The organism is Pseudomonas sp. NPDC012596 (assembly GCF_042902325.1).
GTDB lineage: Bacteria > Pseudomonadota > Gammaproteobacteria > Pseudomonadales > Pseudomonadaceae > Aquipseudomonas.
In genome coordinates, this window is the sequence record NZ_JBIBEB010000002.1 from 352,497 (window position 1) to 367,059 (window position 14,563).

13 protein-coding genes are annotated in these 14,563 nt (G+C 63.8%); 2 read left to right on the forward strand and 11 right to left on the reverse strand.

The genetic code is table 11. The features are described 5' to 3' along the window. Position 1 precedes the first annotated feature (1 nt). From ACFY68_RS04155 to tcyJ, 7 genes are all read right to left on the reverse strand, one after another. Positions 2-802, reverse strand: coding sequence for a MetQ/NlpA family ABC transporter substrate-binding protein (locus tag ACFY68_RS04155; protein WP_387523552.1), 801 nt, complete (start codon positions 800-802; stop codon positions 2-4). Next, positions 795-2,186, reverse strand: a complete 1,392-nt coding sequence (locus tag ACFY68_RS04160) for an LLM class flavin-dependent oxidoreductase (RefSeq protein ID WP_387523555.1) — start codon at positions 2,184-2,186, stop codon at positions 795-797. Before ACFY68_RS04160 ends, ACFY68_RS04155 begins: the two co-directional genes overlap by 8 nt. Beyond that, positions 2,186-3,367 (reverse strand): SfnB family sulfur acquisition oxidoreductase, encoded by a 1,182-nt coding sequence (locus ACFY68_RS04165; RefSeq protein ID WP_387523558.1) that lies wholly within the window; start codon positions 3,365-3,367, stop codon positions 2,186-2,188. Before ACFY68_RS04165 ends, ACFY68_RS04160 begins: the two co-directional genes overlap by 1 nt. Positions 3,368-3,505: 138 nt before the next feature. Continuing rightward, positions 3,506-4,747, reverse strand: a complete 1,242-nt coding sequence (locus ACFY68_RS04170) for an SfnB family sulfur acquisition oxidoreductase (RefSeq protein ID WP_387523560.1) — start codon at positions 4,745-4,747, stop codon at positions 3,506-3,508. A 252-nt stretch (positions 4,748-4,999) separates the two neighbouring features. Continuing rightward, positions 5,000-5,758 (reverse strand): L-cystine ABC transporter ATP-binding protein TcyN, encoded by a 759-nt coding sequence (gene tcyN, locus ACFY68_RS04175; protein ID WP_387523563.1) that lies wholly within the window; start codon positions 5,756-5,758, stop codon positions 5,000-5,002. A 2-nt stretch (positions 5,759-5,760) separates the two neighbouring features. After that, the gene (gene tcyL / locus ACFY68_RS04180) at positions 5,761-6,429 is read right to left on the reverse strand and encodes a cystine ABC transporter permease (protein WP_387523566.1); all 669 of its coding nucleotides are present in this window, start codon (positions 6,427-6,429) and stop codon (positions 5,761-5,763) included. Then, positions 6,426-7,220 (reverse strand): cystine ABC transporter substrate-binding protein, encoded by a 795-nt coding sequence (tcyJ, locus tag ACFY68_RS04185; protein WP_346612543.1) that lies wholly within the window; start codon positions 7,218-7,220, stop codon positions 6,426-6,428. Before tcyJ ends, tcyL begins: the two co-directional genes overlap by 4 nt. Before the next feature lie 270 nt (positions 7,221-7,490). On the opposite strand from tcyJ, the gene epsC reads away from it, so the two are divergent. Both epsC and betT read left to right on the forward strand, forming a co-directional pair. Further along, entirely contained in the window at positions 7,491-8,423 is a 933-nt protein-coding gene (gene epsC, locus ACFY68_RS04190; RefSeq protein WP_387523570.1) for a serine O-acetyltransferase EpsC, read from the forward strand. Positions 8,424-8,667: 244 nt separating this feature from the next. Further along, positions 8,668-10,629, forward strand: coding sequence for a choline transporter BetT (gene betT / locus ACFY68_RS04195; RefSeq protein WP_346612853.1), 1,962 nt, complete (start codon positions 8,668-8,670; stop codon positions 10,627-10,629). A 123-nt stretch (positions 10,630-10,752) separates the two neighbouring features. On the opposite strand, the gene tauD is transcribed toward betT, so the two are convergent. Genes tauD through tauA form a run of 4 tightly spaced genes read right to left on the reverse strand, consistent with a single transcriptional unit; the run spans position 10,753 to position 14,244 of the window. Then, on the reverse strand, positions 10,753-11,586 hold the full coding sequence (gene tauD, locus ACFY68_RS04200; protein ID WP_387523573.1) for a taurine dioxygenase: 834 nt from the start codon (positions 11,584-11,586) through the stop codon (positions 10,753-10,755). 48 nt (positions 11,587-11,634) lie between these two features. Continuing rightward, positions 11,635-12,474 (reverse strand): taurine ABC transporter permease TauC, encoded by an 840-nt coding sequence (gene tauC / locus ACFY68_RS04205; protein ID WP_387523576.1) that lies wholly within the window; start codon positions 12,472-12,474, stop codon positions 11,635-11,637. Then, positions 12,471-13,259, reverse strand: a complete 789-nt coding sequence (tauB, locus tag ACFY68_RS04210) for a taurine ABC transporter ATP-binding subunit (protein WP_387523578.1) — start codon at positions 13,257-13,259, stop codon at positions 12,471-12,473. The genes tauC and tauB overlap by 4 nt, the downstream gene beginning before the upstream one ends. Positions 13,260-13,272: 13 nt before the next feature. Then, a complete protein-coding gene (gene tauA / locus ACFY68_RS04215) occupies positions 13,273-14,244 on the reverse strand; it encodes a taurine ABC transporter substrate-binding protein (protein ID WP_387523581.1) in 972 nt (323 codons plus the stop codon). Between the last annotated feature and the right edge of the window lie 319 nt (positions 14,245-14,563).

Genomic DNA, 14,563 nt, shown 5'->3' on the forward strand with positions numbered 1-14,563 from the left:
GTCAGCCTTCCCAACCGGCTTGGTAGAGGCTGCCATGGGCCTTGTTCAGGGCTTCGCGCACGGCGGGCGAGTGCTGGTATATATCGACGAACTTGGCCAGGCGCGGGTCGTCCTTGCTCTGTGGGCGGATGACGAACTGGATCACGTATTCCTTGTTTTCCAGGCCGTCGAACAGCAGCGCCGAGGTGGCGTCGAAGGTTTTGGCCAGGCGGATATAGGCCGGGTAGCCCTGCACCAGGTCGGCGTCATCGTAGGCGCGCACCAGCTGCACGGCTTCGACCTGGAGGATTTTCAGCTTCTTCGGGTTGGCGACAATGTCGTCCTCGGTAGCCTTGTAGCCGACACCCGGTTTGAGCGTGATCAGCCCGGCCTTGGCCAGCAACTGCAAGCCGCGGCCACTGTTGATAGGGTCGTTGGCGATCGCCACGCTGGCGCCCTCGGGCAGTTCGGCGAAGCTTTTGTACCGCTTCGAGTAGAGGCCGACGTTATTGATGATGCCGGGCGCGAAGGGCACCAGGTTGAACCCGGCGGCAGCCTTGGCGTTCTCCAGGAAGGGGATGTGCTGGAAGTAGTTCACATCGATGTCGCCGCTGTTGAGGCTGACGTTGGGTGCGATCCAGTCACTGAACTCGATCAGCTTCACTTCCAGCCCTTGCTTGTGCGCTTCTGCCACGGCGGCTTCCAGCGGGATCGCGAAGGCGGCGGTGGTGCCGATTTTCAGCGGCTCGGCAGCGCAGGCGCCGCCGGCCAGGCCGAGGGTGAGGGCGATGGCCGCGACGGGCCGGAACAGTTTCTCAAGCATGGTGCGCAACTCCAGTCGTGGCAGGGGTAGAGGTGTGGCGGTAAGCCGAGCCGGGGTGGTCGGCCGGCAGGTGCGGGTGGTCACGTTGGAACAGCTTCTCGCGCAGCGTGCCTTCGGCGTAGGCGGTCTTGTAGCGGCCACGCTGTTGCAGTTGCGGCACCACCAGGTCGATGAAGTCTTCGAAGCTTTCCGGGGTGACGGTGCGGGTGAGGTTGAAGCCGTCCAGGCCGGTTTCATCGACCCAGGCGATCAGTTGCTTGGCGACCTGTTCGGGCGCCCCAACCAGGGTCACGTAGCGCCCGCCGAGTGCGTGCTGCTCCAGTAGGCGGCGGCGGGTCCAGGCGTTCTCCTGCAGCTGGCGGGTGGCCGACTGGATGGCGTTGCCCTTGCTGGCGCCGATCGGCTCGTCCAGCGCATAGGCGGCAAAGTCGATGCCGGTGGAGGCGGCGAAGTGCGCCACGCCCGCTTCCGGGCTGGCATGGCGCAGGTACTCTGCGTACTTGGCCTGGGCCTGCTGCTCGGTGGGGGCGACGATCACCGTGATACCCATGAACACCTTGACCGCCTGCGGATCGCGGCCGGCAGCCTCGGCGGCCGCGCGTACCTTGTCGACCTGGGCGCGGGTTGCCGTTTTGTCGTGGCCACTGATGAATACGCATTCGGCATGGTTGCCGGCGAAAGCCAGGCCCCGTGGCGAGCTGCCGGCCTGGAACAGCACCGGGGTGCGCTGCGGCGAGGGCTCGCACAGGTGGTAACCCTCGACCTTGTAGAACTCGCCCTGGTGGTGGACCTTGCGCACTTTTTCGGGCTCGGCATACACCCGTCGTTCGCGGTCTTCGACCACTGCATCGTCGGCCCAGCTGCCTTCTAGCAGCTTGTACAGCACTTGAAGGTACTCATCGGCCTGGTCATAGCGGCGGTCGTGTTCTGGCTGCTGCTCCAGGCCCATGGCGCGGGCGGCGCTGTCGAGGTAGCCGGTGACGATGTTCCAGCCGACCCGGCCGTTGCTCAGGTGGTCGAGGGTAGAGAGGCGCCGGGCAAACAGGTAGGGCGCCTCGTAGGTGAGGTTGGCAGTGAGGCCGAAACCCAGGTTGCGGGTGACGGCGGCCATGGCCGAGACCAGCAGCAGGGGGTCGTTGACCGGCAACTGGATCGACTCTTTCAACGTGACGTCCAGCGACTTGCCGTAGACGTCATAGGTACCGACGATGTCGGCGATGAACAGGCCATCGAACAAACCGCGCTCAAGCAAACGCGCCAGGTCGGTCCAGTAGGCAAGGGACTTGTACTGCGTCGAGGTGTCCCGTGGGTGGGTCCACAGGCCGTGGTTGATATGCCCGATGCAGTTCATGTTGAAAGCGTTGAGGAGGATTTCCTTGGCCATCAGATGGTCCCCCGGCGCGGTGGGTTTTCGGCGTTGAGGTAGTAGTTGCCGATGGCGTGGTACTTCCAGCGCACCGGGTCGTGCAGGGTATGCACGCGGGCGTTGCGCCAATGGCGGTCGAGGTTGTGCTCGGCCAGGGTGGCCTGGCTGCCGGCCAGTTCGAACAATGTAGTGCCTGCAGCGAGGGAAATTTCCGTGCTGATCGCCCGCACCTCGGCGACCGCGATGGAGGCGGCGGCAACGGTATCGGCGTTGCTGTCGGCCTGGGCGCGGTCGAGGAATTCGCCGGCGCGCTCGAGCAAGGCTTCGGCGGCGTGCAAACGGATTGCCAGGTGGCCGACGCTTTTCAGGGTGAGCGGGTCTTCGCTGGCCTTGTCCAGGCCGGAATCGACCCACGGTCGGCTGCGCGTACGCACAAAGTGCAGGGCATCCTCAAAGGCGGCACGGGCGATGCCGGTATCGATGGCAGCGTGAAGAATCTGTGCCAGCGGGCCGACCGGGGTGGGGCGCTCAAAGGCTGACTGGAACGGCACCACGTCCTCGCTGCGCACGAACACGTTGTCGAAGACTACCGAGCCGCTGCCGGTGGTGCGCTGGCCAAACCCGCTCCAGTCGTCGATCACCTGCAGGCCTGGGCTGTCGGCCGGTACGAAAGCCAGTTGCTGCACGCCGTCTTCATCGACCACCGAGGTTGGGATGCGCTGGGCGTAGAGCGCACCGGTGGCGTAGAACTTGCGGCCATTGATGCGGTAGCCGTCGCCTTCGCGAGTCAGGCGGGTGGTGCGGTCGTGGGCGGTCTTTGTGCCGAGTTCGGCCAGGGCGTTGCCAAAGCGTTGGCCGGCGAGTACGTCGGTATAGAGGCGTTGCTGCTGCTCGGGGCTGCCGTTTACCCGCAGCACTTCCAACGCGTAGAAGTGGTTTTGCGGGATTTGCCCGAGGGAGGCGTCGGCCTGGGCGATGCGGGCGATGACCTTGGCCAGGGTGACGTTGGACACACCGGCCCCGCCGAAAGCCTTGGGCACGCTGATGGCCCACAGGCCTGCGCGGGTGAACAGCTCCAGTTCGGCGTGCGGCAGGCGGCGTTCGCGGTCGCGCAGGGCGCTGTCGCGGCGCAGTTGCTGGGCGATTTCTTCGGCGACGGCCAGGGCTTGGGTATCGCTGGTGATAACAGATGTAGTCATGGTGTTCTCCGGGCCCCTAGGGTCCGCTTTGCGGCCCAATCGCCGGCAAGCCGGCTCCCACTTGTTTGGCGGTGTCGCTTTGAATGTGGGAGCCGGCTTGCGGCGATTAGGCTGCAAAGCAGCCCCAGAGGCAAAAAATCAGATCCAGGAATGCCGCGCAGGCAGGGTGCCGTTCAGGTGGTACGCGCCGACTGCGTGATACTTCCAGCGCACCGGGTCGTGCAGCGTGTGCACCCGGGCATTGCGCCAGTGGCGGTCGAGGTTGAATTCGGCAAGGGTGGCGCGGCTGCCAGCCAGCTCGAACAGCTTTTCGCTGGCCTGTAGCGAAATCTCGGTGGTCAGCACCTTGGCTTCGGCTACCGCAATCGAAGCCCGTGCGGCGGCGGCAGCGTCGATCGGCGCGGCATTGACCTCGTCGAGCACCCGCGCCGCCTTGAGCAGCAGTGCCTCGGCGGCATGCAGTTCGAGTTTCAGGCGGCCGATGTCGGCAATCACGTAGGGGTCGTCGCTGGCTCGCTCGACCTTGGCCTCGATCCACGGCCGCGATTTTTCGCGCACGAAGTGGATGGCATCTTCAATCGCGGCCTCGGCGATACCGGCATCGATGGCGGCCTGGATCAGCTGCGAACCGGCGCCCTGGATATTCGGGGTATCGCGCTGGCGCCAGTTGTCGATCACAAGGTCTGCATCGACCGGCACCTGGTCGAGCAGCACGGTGCCGCTGGCGGTGGTGCGCTGGCCGAAACCGGACCAGTCATCGACGATGCGCAGGCCAGGCGAGCCGCGGCGCACGAACGCCAGGCGCTGGCGGCCTTGGTCGTCCAGTGCCTTGACCGCGACCCAGTGGGCGAACAGCGCACCGGTGGAATAGAACTTCTCACCGCTGATGCGATAGCCGTCGCCCTCGCGGGTGATCCTGGCCTTGAGCGTCAGGGTGTCCTTGGTGCCGCGTTCGGGCCCGGCGTTGCCAATGCGCCAGCCGTCGAGCACGCTGCGGAAAATCAGCGCCTGTTGCGCCTCGGTGGCGGTCAGGCGCAGCAGTTGCAGCATGCCGAACTGGTTCTGCGGGATCTGCCCCAGGGCCGGGTCGGCGGCGCTGATGAGGCGGAACACTTCGGCGATGGTCTCGAACGAGACGTCGGGGCCGCCATGGGCCTTGGGCACGCTGATGCTGCCCAGGCCGCTGCGGGTGAACTGTTCAATTTCTGCCCAAGGCAACTTGCGTTGCTGATCGCGGCGGGCAGCTTGCTCGCGGGCGGTCTGGGCGAACTCGCGGGCCGCTTGCAGGGCTTCGGCGTCGTTGCGCAGTACCTTGGCCGGCAGCAGCAGGGGCGAGCTGTCGAGGTCGCTGTGGAGCGGGGTATTTAGCTGGGTGGTCATCAGAACCGAACCTCACAAAGGGATGCGTCGCTTCAGCTGATGGCGACAAACGTTTGCTGGTCCGGTGGTCCGGTTTATATACCCTAAAGGCTTATCAAAAGATTATGAACTAACCTTTTGGAATATATATAGAAGTGCGGATTTGTGGTGGATGTGCCGGCCTCATCGCGGGCAAGCCCGCTCCTACAGGCGCAGCGCTGCCCTTTGTAGGAGCGGGCTTGCCCGCGATGAGGCCAGTCAATCCAATAAAGATTATTCGGACGCCGCAGTCCCCAGAAACTTGCGCAAGAACTGGCGGGTCCGCTCTTCCTTCGGGCTGGCAAACAATGCTTTGGCCTCACCCTGCTCGACGATCACGCCTTTGTCGAAGAAGATCACCCGGTTCGCCACATCACGCGCAAAGCTCATCTCGTGGGTGACGATGACCATGGTGCGCTTCTCTTCAGCCAGGCCGCGGATGGTCGCCAGCACTTCACCGACCAGCTCCGGGTCGAGCGCCGAAGTGGGTTCGTCGAACAAGATCACCTCGGGCTCCATGGCCAGTGCCCGGGCGATGGCCACGCGTTGCTGCTGGCCGCCGGAGAGGCGCCGGGGGTAGGCGTCTTCCTTGCCCGCCAGGCCGACCTTGGCCAGCAGCTTGCGGCCCAGTTCAATGGCCTGGGCGCGTGGCGTCTTCTTCACCACCACCGGCCCTTCAATGACGTTCTCCAGAGCGGTGCGGTGAGGGAAGAGGTTGAAACTCTGGAACACGAACCCCGCCTGCTGGCGCAACCGGCGAATGGCGCTTTGCTGGCTGCCGAGCGGGCGGTTGGCATCGATGCTGATGGCGCCGATCTGAATGCGCCCGGCATCGGGCGTTTCCAGCAGGTTGAGGCAGCGCAGGAAAGTGGTCTTGCCCGAGCCGCTGGGGCCGATGATGGCCACCACTTCGCCGGGTTGCACGGTCAGGTCGATGCCGTTGAGCACGGTCTGGCCCTTGAACTGCTTGGTCAGGCCTTCTACTACGATCATCTTCAGTGCTCCTGGTCGTGCTGGTTGACCCGCGCTTCCATGCGGTTCTGGAAGTGCGCGAGGATGCTGCAGAGGACCCAGTACACCACCGCAACCGCCAGGTACATGGTGAACACTTCAAAGGTGCGTGCGGTAATCAGCTGCGCCTGGCGGAACAGCTCGGGCACCTGGATTGTCGCCGCCAGGGCGGTGTCCTTGACCAGCGAGATGAAGCTGTTGCCCAGCGGGGGCAGCGCGGTGCGCAAGGCCTGCGGCAGGATCGCCCGGCGCATGGCCTGGGTGCGGGTCATACCGATGCTGGCGGCGGCCTCCCACTGGCCACGGTCGATCGAGGAGATCGCCGCCCGCAGGATTTCGCAGATGTACGCGGCCATGTTCAACGACAGGCCGATCAGCGACGCCGGGATCGGGTCGAGCTCGATGCCGATCTGCGGCATGCCGAAGTAGATGACGAACAGCTGCACCAGCAGCGGCGTGCCGCGGAAGAACGACACATAGATACGTGCCAGCCAGTTCAGCGGCAGGATCTTCGACAGCCGCATCAGCGCCAGGGCAAAGCCCAGCACCAGGCCGAAGAACATGCCGCCGACACTCAGCAGCACTGTGTAACCCGCGCCCTTGAGCAAGAAGGGCGCGGAATCGACAACGAGTTGCAGGCTTTCAGCGATCATTTGGTGACATCGGCACCGAAGTATTTCTCGGACAGCTTGGCCAGGGTGCCATCGGCCTTGAGCTTGTCGATGGCCTTGTTGAGGGCCGCCAGCAGCTCAGGTTCGCCTTTGCGCAGGGCCACACCGCTTTCCAGGCGCGAGAAGGCGTCGCCGGCAAGCTCGGTGTCCTTGGCTTTTTGCGCATACTCCAGCGCGGCCAGGCGGTCGATCAGGATGGCGTCGATACGGCCGTTGCGCAGGTCGGCGAACTTGGACGGGTCGTCTTCATAGGTGCGCACTTCGGCCTTCGGCACGTCCTGCTTCACCCACTGTTCGTAGTTGGTGCCCAGGCCTACGCCGACTTTCTTGCCGGCCAGGTCCTGCGCAGTCTTGATGTTCAGGTCTGCGGCTTTCTTCTTCAGCACCAGCGCCTGGATGCCGGAGATGGTGTAGGGCTCGGAAAAGTCGTACTTCTTCTTGCGCTCCTCGGAGATGGTCACCTGGTTGACCACAACGTCCAGGCGTTTGGACTCCAGCGCAGCGAGGATGCCATCCCATTTGGTCGGCTGGATCTTGGCCTTGACCCCTAGCTCTTTGGCCAGCAGTTCCGAAAGCTCCACCTCGAAGCCGGCCAATTTGCCGTTTTCGTCCTGGAAGCTGAACGGTGGGTAGGTGCCTTCCAGGCCGACGTTGATCACGCCTTTTTCCTGGATGGTCTTCAGCTGCTCGCCGGCGAAGGCCTGGCCGAGCAGGCCGGCACCGAGCACGATGGCCAGGCTGGCGTTGATAAAGGGTTTGGCGAATTTCGACATGTCAGGCCCCGCGCTTGTTGTGGAAGTGGTGGGTGGCGACTATAGGGTTGGCTTGATAGGCCAGGAAATAATAAAAACTTATTTTCTTATGCACATTTTGCGCTATGTCATGCTTAAGCTGCATTGAGGGTAGGCCACGAAAGCGATCCCCGTCATCGCGGCTTATGCCCGACTTAGCGCAGGATGGAATAAAGCGTTGTTTTTTCCAAGGGGCGGATTTGCCGTAAAGTGGTTTGCAAAATGTCTGATTGGCCCTGGCAGGAGATCACCGTGAGCGAACAACCCTCATCCGCGCATTGGCAATTACACAGTATCGTCAGCGGCCTGCGCGGCGCCCGTGAGCAGTGGCGCAGCCGCAATGGCCGAAGCATTGGCGAGCAAGGCGGGCGCGAGCTGCCTTCGCGCGAGGCGATGCGCCAGGTGCTCGAGCAACTGTGTGGTGCGCTGTTCCCGATGCGGCTGGGCCCGGTCGACCTGCGTGAGGAGAGCGAGGACTTCTACGTTGGCCACACCCTCGATGCTGCCCTGACTGCGCTGTTGGCCCAGGCGCGGTTGGAGCTGCGTTACGCGGCACGCCAGACCAACGCCGACCTTGCTGGCGTCGATGCCCAGGCGCTGCGCCTGATCCAGGACTTCGCCGCAGCACTGCCAGGCCTGCGCGTGCTGCTCGATACCGATGTGCTGGCGGCGTATCACGGTGACCCGGCAGCGCGCAGCGTCGATGAAGTGCTGCTGTGCTACCCCGGCATTCTGGCCATCATCCATCACCGCCTGGCCCATCACCTGTACCAGGCCGGCTTGCCGCTGCTGGCGCGGATCAGTTCGGAACTGGCGCATTCGGCTACGGGCATCGACATCCACCCGGGGGCGCAGATTGGCCAGAGCTTCTTCATCGACCACGGTACGGGTGTGGTGATTGGCGAAACCGCGATCATCGGTGAGCGTGTGCGTATTTACCAGGCCGTGACGCTTGGGGCCAAACGCTTCCCCAGTGATGAGTCGGGGACCCTGCACAAAGGCCTGGCGCGCCACCCGATCGTCGAGGACGACGTGGTGATTTATGCGGGCGCGACCATTCTGGGAAGGATCACCATCGGCAAGGGGTCGACCATTGGTGGCAATGTGTGGCTGACCCGCAGTGTGCCAGCGCAAAGCAACATCACCCAGGCCAATCTACAGTTGGATTGCCAGGACAAGAACTGACTCGCAACAGCGCCGCCTGTTCCGGCATTATCGCGGAACAGGCAGGCGCCGATCAGCGCCCAGGTTCGCATTGAAATTCGATCCATGTTTAACTTGAACGCTTGTTCAACGAAAACAACGCTGGTCCGCTGCCGGTGTTCAACAGGAGGATTCCTTTGCTGAACCCGTTCATTCCGAACCTCACGTCATTCGACGAGGTGCATGCCCCATGAGTGCACCGACCCCTTCCAACAGCACGATCCGCATGAACCCCCCGGTGTTCTACTTCGCGGCAAGTTTCATCCTCATCTTCGGCCTGGTGGTCATCGCCCAACCGCAAGCGGCGGGCGAATGGTTGCTGGCGGCACAGAACTGGGCGGCCAACACGGTCGGCTGGTACTACATGCTGGCCATGACCCTGTACCTGGTCTTCGTGGTGGTCACCGCCTTGTCTGGTTACGGCAAGATCAAGCTCGGTGCCGACCACGACGAACCCGAGTTCAGCTACCTGTCATGGGCCGGCATGCTGTTCGCCGCCGGTATCAGTATCACGCTGTTCTTCTTCTGCGTTTCCGAACCCCTGACCCACATGCTGCAGCCCCCGCAGGGCGAAGCGGGCACGGCCGAGGCCGGGCGCCAGGCAATGCAGATCCTGTTCTTGCATTGGGGCCTGCATGGCTGGGGCGTGTTCGCCTTCGTCGGCATGGCACTGGCGTACTTCGCCTATCGCCACAACCTGCCACTGGCCCTGCGTTCGGCGCTGTACCCGCTGATCGGCAAGCGCATCAACGGGCCGATCGGCTATGCGGTGGACGGCTTCGGCATCATCGCCACGGTGTTCGGCCTGGGCGCCGACATGGGCTTCGGCGTGCTGCACCTGAACGCAGGCCTCGACTACCTGTTCGGCATCAGCCATAGCCAGTGGGTGCAGGTCATCCTCATCGCCTTGATGATGGGCGCGGCGGTAGCAGTGGCGGTCGCCGGGGTGGAGAAGGGCGTGCGGGTGATGAGTGACATCAACCTGTTCCTCGCCTGCGCGCTGCTGCTGTTCGTGCTGTTCGCCGGGCCTACACAGCACCTGTTCAACACCCTGATCCAGAACCTCGGCGATTACCTGGGCGCCTTGCCACGCAAAAGCTTCGACGTTTACGCCTATGGCGACAACCGCGACTGGCTGGGTGGCTGGACGGTGTTCTATTGGGCCTGGTGGATTGCCTGGGCGCCGTTCGTGGGGCTGTTCATCGCCCGTATTTCGCGTGGCCGCACCATCCGCGAGTTCGTCTTCGGGGTGCTGTTGATTCCGTTGGGCTTCACCCTGGCGTGGATGTCGATCTTCGGCAACAGCGCGCTGGACCAGGTCATCAATCACGGCATGACCGCCCTTGGCCAGTCGGCCCTGGACGACCCGTCGATGACCCTGTACCTGCTGCTGGAAACCTACCCGTGGAGCAAGACGGTGATCGCCGTCACGGTGTTCATCAGCTTCGTGTTCTTCGTCACCTCGGCCGACTCGGGCACGGTGGTGCTGTCGACCTTGTCGGCCAAGGATGGTGGCGCTGACGAGGACGGCCCGAACTGGCTGCGGATCTTCTGGGGCGCGATGACTGCGCTGATCACCAGCAGCCTGCTGTTCGCCGGCAGCATCGATTCGCTCAAGTCGGCGGTGGTGCTGACCTCACTGCCGTTCTCGCTGATCTTGCTGTGCATGATGTGGGGGCTGCACAAGGCGTTTTACCTGGAGTCGCAGCGCCAGATCGCGCAGATGCACTCGTTGGCACCGTTCGCGCAATCGCGCCGCGGCCGTGGTGGCTGGCGCCAGCGCCTGAGCCAGGCCGTGCACTTCCCGTCACGCGATGAGGTGTACCGCTTCATGGACGACGTGGTGCGCCCGGCGATTGCCGAGGTGCGTGAAGTGTTCGAGCAGAAGGGCTTGGTGCTGGTGACCCAGGATGACCCGAGCCATGACAACGTCAGCCTGAAGGTGGGCCATGGCGAGGAGCAGCCGTTCATCTACCAGGTGCAGATGCGCGGTTACTTCACGCCGTCGTTCGCCCTGGGTGGGTTGGGCACGCAGGATCTGAAGAACCGCCGCTATTACCGGGCGGAAGTGTACCTGAGCGAGGGCAGCCAGAATTACGACCTGGTGGGCTACAGCAAGGAGCAGATCATCAACGACATCCTCGACCAGTACGAGCGGCATATGCAGTACCTGCATCTGGTTCGTTAGATCGCCGGGGCCGCTTTGCGGCCCTTTCGCCGGCAAGCCGGCTCCCACAGGGTTTGCAGCGCTGCGGTCTCTGTGAGAGCCGGCTTGCCGGCGATTCGAGGCCAAAGGCCTCGCCCGCCATCATCAGAACGGCGCATCCCCCAGGATGGTCGCCCGGTGCATCACCCGCCGGTTCGGCCGGTAATCATCCACCGCAAAATGCTGGGTCACGCGGTTGTCCCAGAACGCCACGTCATTCTCCTGCCAACGCCAGCGGATGCTGAACTCCGGCCGGGTCGCGTGAGCGAACAGCAGCTTCAGCAGCGCCTCGCTTTCCAGCTCGCTCAGCTCGTTTATCCGCGTGGTGAACCCTTCATTGACGAACAGCGCCTTGCGCCCGCTCACCGGGTGGGTGCGGATTACCGGGTGCGACAACGGCGGGTTGTTGCGCCGGGTCGTTTCCCAGCGCGCCAGGTCTTGCGGCGTGGTGCCAAAACGCTCGAGCGGGAACGACTTGGTAAAATCATGCGTCGCGGTCAGGCCATCGAGCATCGCGCGCAGCGGGGCCGACAGCGCTTCCAGCGCGGCAATGCCGCTGGCCCACAAGGTATCACCGCCGTAGGCCGGCAACTGCTTGGCGCTGAGTACGGCGCCCAGCGCCGGGGTCGGCAGGAAGGTCACATCGGTGTGCCACACGGCGTTGTCGCGCACGTCGGTAACTGCGGTGTCGAGTATCAGCACCTGCGGGGTTTCCGGCACATTGGGATAGATCGGGTGAATGTGCAGGTCGCCGAAGCGTGCGGCAAAACGTGCTTGTTGTTCAGGCGTGATCGGTTGGGCGCGGAAGAACAGCACCTGGTGCTTGAGCAGCGCCTGCTCGATGGCGTCGCGCTGTTCGGCAGTGATCTCGCGGCTGATGTCCACGCCGCTGATCTGCGCGCCGAGGGCCGGGCTGAGTGGGGTAACGGTCAGGCTCATGTCTTTTCTCGTTCCAGGCGCCGGGTTGCCGGCGTAGTCAGTCAGCAATCAGTGGCTTTGCCCGTGCCAGGGCACCAGCTTGCGTTGCAGGGCGCGCAGGCCCATCTCGAGGGCGAAGGCGATCAGAGCAATGAGCAGGATGCCCAGCACCACCACATCGGTGACCAGGAACTGCGACGCCGACTGCACCATGAAGCCCAGGCCGCTGGTGGCGGCGATCAGCTCGGCAGCCACCAGGGTCGACCAGCCGACCCCCAAGCCGATGCGGATACCGGTAAGGATGTCGGGCAGGGCGCTGGGCAGGATCACGTGGCGTATCAGCTGCGCCCTGGTTGCGCCCAGCGACTGCGCGGCGCGCAGCTTGGTCGGGTCGACAGTGCGCACGCCGGTGGCGGTGGCGATGGCAATTGGGGCGAAGATCGCCAGGTAGATCAACAGCACCTTGGACAGCTCGCCGATGCCGCACCAGATGACGATCAGCGGCAGGTAGGCCAGTGGCGGGATCGGCCGGTAGAACTCGATCAGCGGGTCGAGGATGCCGCGGGCGATGCGGTTGTAGCCGATGGCGATCCCGACCGGGATGGCGGTCAGAGTCGCGGCGCCCAGGGCCAGGCCGATGCGGCCCAGGCTTGCGCCCAGGTGCTGCCACAGGCTGGCATCCATATAGCCTTGGGTGAGCAAGGTCCAGGCCCGGGCCAGGATGTCACCGGGCGAGGGCAGGAACAGCGGCTCGATCCAGCCGGCGGCAGTTACCAGCCACCACGCCAGTAGCAGGCAGGCCAGGGTCAGGGTGCTGATCCAGCGGGTGGACAGCTGCCGGCGAGCCTTGACCAGAGGCCGGGCTGGAGTGTCGTGTTTGCCGGCGACCGGCAGATCCAGGCTGCTCATGCGCGCTCCTGCAGGCTTTGGCGTTGGGAGAACACCCGCGCCAGCACATGCTCGCGGGTTTCGATGAAGCGTGGGTCGGACTTGATCGCCCGGGCCGATTCACCGGCGGCATAACGTTGGCCGAAATCCAGTTGCAGGCGCTCGACCACGCGGCCCGGGTTGGGCGCCAGCAGCACCAGCTCGGAGGCAAGGAACACGGCTTCTTCGATGTCGTGGGTAATCAGGAACACTGGCTTGGCGGTGCGCTGCCAGACCTGCAGCAGCAGTTCCTGCATCTGCTCGCGGGTGAACGCGTCGAGTGCGCCGAACGGTTCGTCCATCAGCAATACCCGTGGGTCGGCCGCCAGGGCGCGGGCCAGGCCTACCCGTTGCTTCTGGCCACCGGACAATTGCCAGATACGCCGCTCGCCAAAGCCTTCCAGGTCAACCAGCGCCAGCATCTCGCGGGCCTTGGCCTCGCGCTGGGCACGGGGCACGCCGGCCAGCTCGAGGCCGAAGGCGACATTGCCCAGCACGTTCTGCCAGGGCAGCAGGGCATCGTCCTGGAACACCACGCCGCGCTCGGCACCGGGGCCTTGCACGGGCACGCCGTCGAGGGTGATGCGCCCGCCGCTGGGGGCGACGAAGCCGGCAATCAGGTTGAGCAGCGAGGTCTTGCCGCTGCCCGACGGCCCAAGGGCCACCAGCAGCTGGCGTGGCCCAAGGCTCAGGTTGATGTCGGCCAGCACCGGGGTGCTGGCGCCAGGGTACTGTGCGCTGATGCGCTCCAGTTCAAGCAAGGCCATGACGGGCTCCGGATCAGTTTGGAAGGAACTTGTCGCTGACGTACGGCGAGTAGTCCGGCAGCACGGCTTCGACCTTGCCTTGCTGCTTGAGGAATGCGGCGGTATCGGTCAGTGCCTGGGTAGTGGGCGCACCCAGGGCGTTGGCCTGGTCGGCAGCCAGCGGGTAGACGTTGCCTTCCAGCAGCAGCGGAATGTCGCTGGCCTTGGCGCCGGACAACTTGACCAGCTTGTCTACGTTGCCCTTGTCGGCCAGCCAGGCTTTCGGGTCCTTGCGGTAGTCGGCGTACGCATCGAGGGTGACCTTGGCAAAGGCCTTGACCACTTCCGGGTGCTTCTCGGCGAAGTCCTTGCGCACGATCCAGGCGTCGAAGGTCGGTGCGCCTTTCTTGGCCAGGTCGCCCGAAGTGATCAGTACCTTGCCGTTTTCCTTGGCCACGCCCAGGGCCGGGTCCCAGACGTAGGTGGCGTCGATGTCACCGCGCTTCCAGGCAGCGATGATCGCCGGTGGCGCGAGGTTGAGGATCTGTACCTTGGACGGGTCGATGTTCCAGCTCTTCAGGGCGGCCAGCAGGCTGTAGTGGCCGGTGGAAACGAATGGCACGGCGACCTTCTTGCCGATCAGGTCTTGCGGGGTCTTGATGCTGTCGCGGGCTACCAGCGCCTCGCCAGCGCCAATCTGGGTGGCGATGAGGAAGGTCTCGACCGGCAGTTTGCGGGTGGCGGCAGCGGCCAGCGGGCTGGAACCGAGGTAACCGATTTGCACGTCGCCGCTGGCCACGGCGGTGATCACATCTGCGCCGTTATCGAACTTGCGCCAGTCAATGCTGGCGTTGCTGGCTTTTTCGTAGTCGCCATCGACCTGGGCCACCTTGGCCGGGTCGACAGTGGTCTGGTAGGCGACGGTCAGGTCAGCGGCCTGTGCGAACCAGCTGGTGCCGGCGAGGGTCAGGGCGGCGAACAGGCGCAGCGGAGCATGCGGGATCATGGTTGAACCTCTCGTCAGGCAATGTGTGTGTTGGATGGCGAGAAGACTAGATGATCTAAGAAATCGAAAATAAATAACTTTTTAGAATTAGCTTAGGAGCCAAAAGCTTTAAGCCCTCTAGCCCCGTGGCGGGCAGTGGCGAAACCCGAAGCGGCTGCTAGGCTTTTTCCGTTTTACAGAACGATGAGGAATAAGGTTATGAGCAAACGTTTGCAAATAACCTAAAGCTATGAAGGATGCTTGCCGATACAGCTTTTGGCAGTAAAGGTTCCGACCATATTCCGTAAAAATCTTACAAATTAATAAAACGGTCATTTTG

What these genes read in the sequence shown, in the direction of transcription:
- ACFY68_RS04155 (WP_387523552.1), bottom strand. Translation starts at nt 802, where the DNA reads ATGCTTGAGAAACTGTTCCGGCCCGTCGCGGCCATCGCCCTCACCCTC.
- ACFY68_RS04160 (WP_387523555.1), bottom strand. Translation starts at nt 2,186, where the DNA reads ATGGCCAAGGAAATCCTCCTCAACGCTTTCAACATGAACTGCATCGGG.
- ACFY68_RS04165 (WP_387523558.1), bottom strand. Translation starts at nt 3,367, where the DNA reads ATGACTACATCTGTTATCACCAGCGATACCCAAGCCCTGGCCGTCGCC.
- ACFY68_RS04170 (WP_387523560.1), bottom strand. Translation starts at nt 4,747, where the DNA reads ATGACCACCCAGCTAAATACCCCGCTCCACAGCGACCTCGACAGCTCG.
- tcyN (WP_387523563.1), bottom strand. Translation starts at nt 5,758, where the DNA reads ATGATCGTAGTAGAAGGCCTGACCAAGCAGTTCAAGGGCCAGACCGTG.
- tcyL (WP_387523566.1), bottom strand. Translation starts at nt 6,429, where the DNA reads ATGATCGCTGAAAGCCTGCAACTCGTTGTCGATTCCGCGCCCTTCTTG.
- tcyJ (WP_346612543.1), bottom strand. Translation starts at nt 7,220, where the DNA reads ATGTCGAAATTCGCCAAACCCTTTATCAACGCCAGCCTGGCCATCGTG.
- betT (WP_346612853.1), top strand. Translation starts at nt 8,668, where the DNA reads ATGAACCCCCCGGTGTTCTACTTCGCGGCAAGTTTCATCCTCATCTTC.
- tauD (WP_387523573.1), bottom strand. Translation starts at nt 11,586, where the DNA reads ATGAGCCTGACCGTTACCCCACTCAGCCCGGCCCTCGGCGCGCAGATC.
- tauC (WP_387523576.1), bottom strand. Translation starts at nt 12,474, where the DNA reads ATGAGCAGCCTGGATCTGCCGGTCGCCGGCAAACACGACACTCCAGCC.
- tauB (WP_387523578.1), bottom strand. Translation starts at nt 13,259, where the DNA reads ATGGCCTTGCTTGAACTGGAGCGCATCAGCGCACAGTACCCTGGCGCC.
- tauA (WP_387523581.1), bottom strand. Translation starts at nt 14,244, where the DNA reads ATGATCCCGCATGCTCCGCTGCGCCTGTTCGCCGCCCTGACCCTCGCC.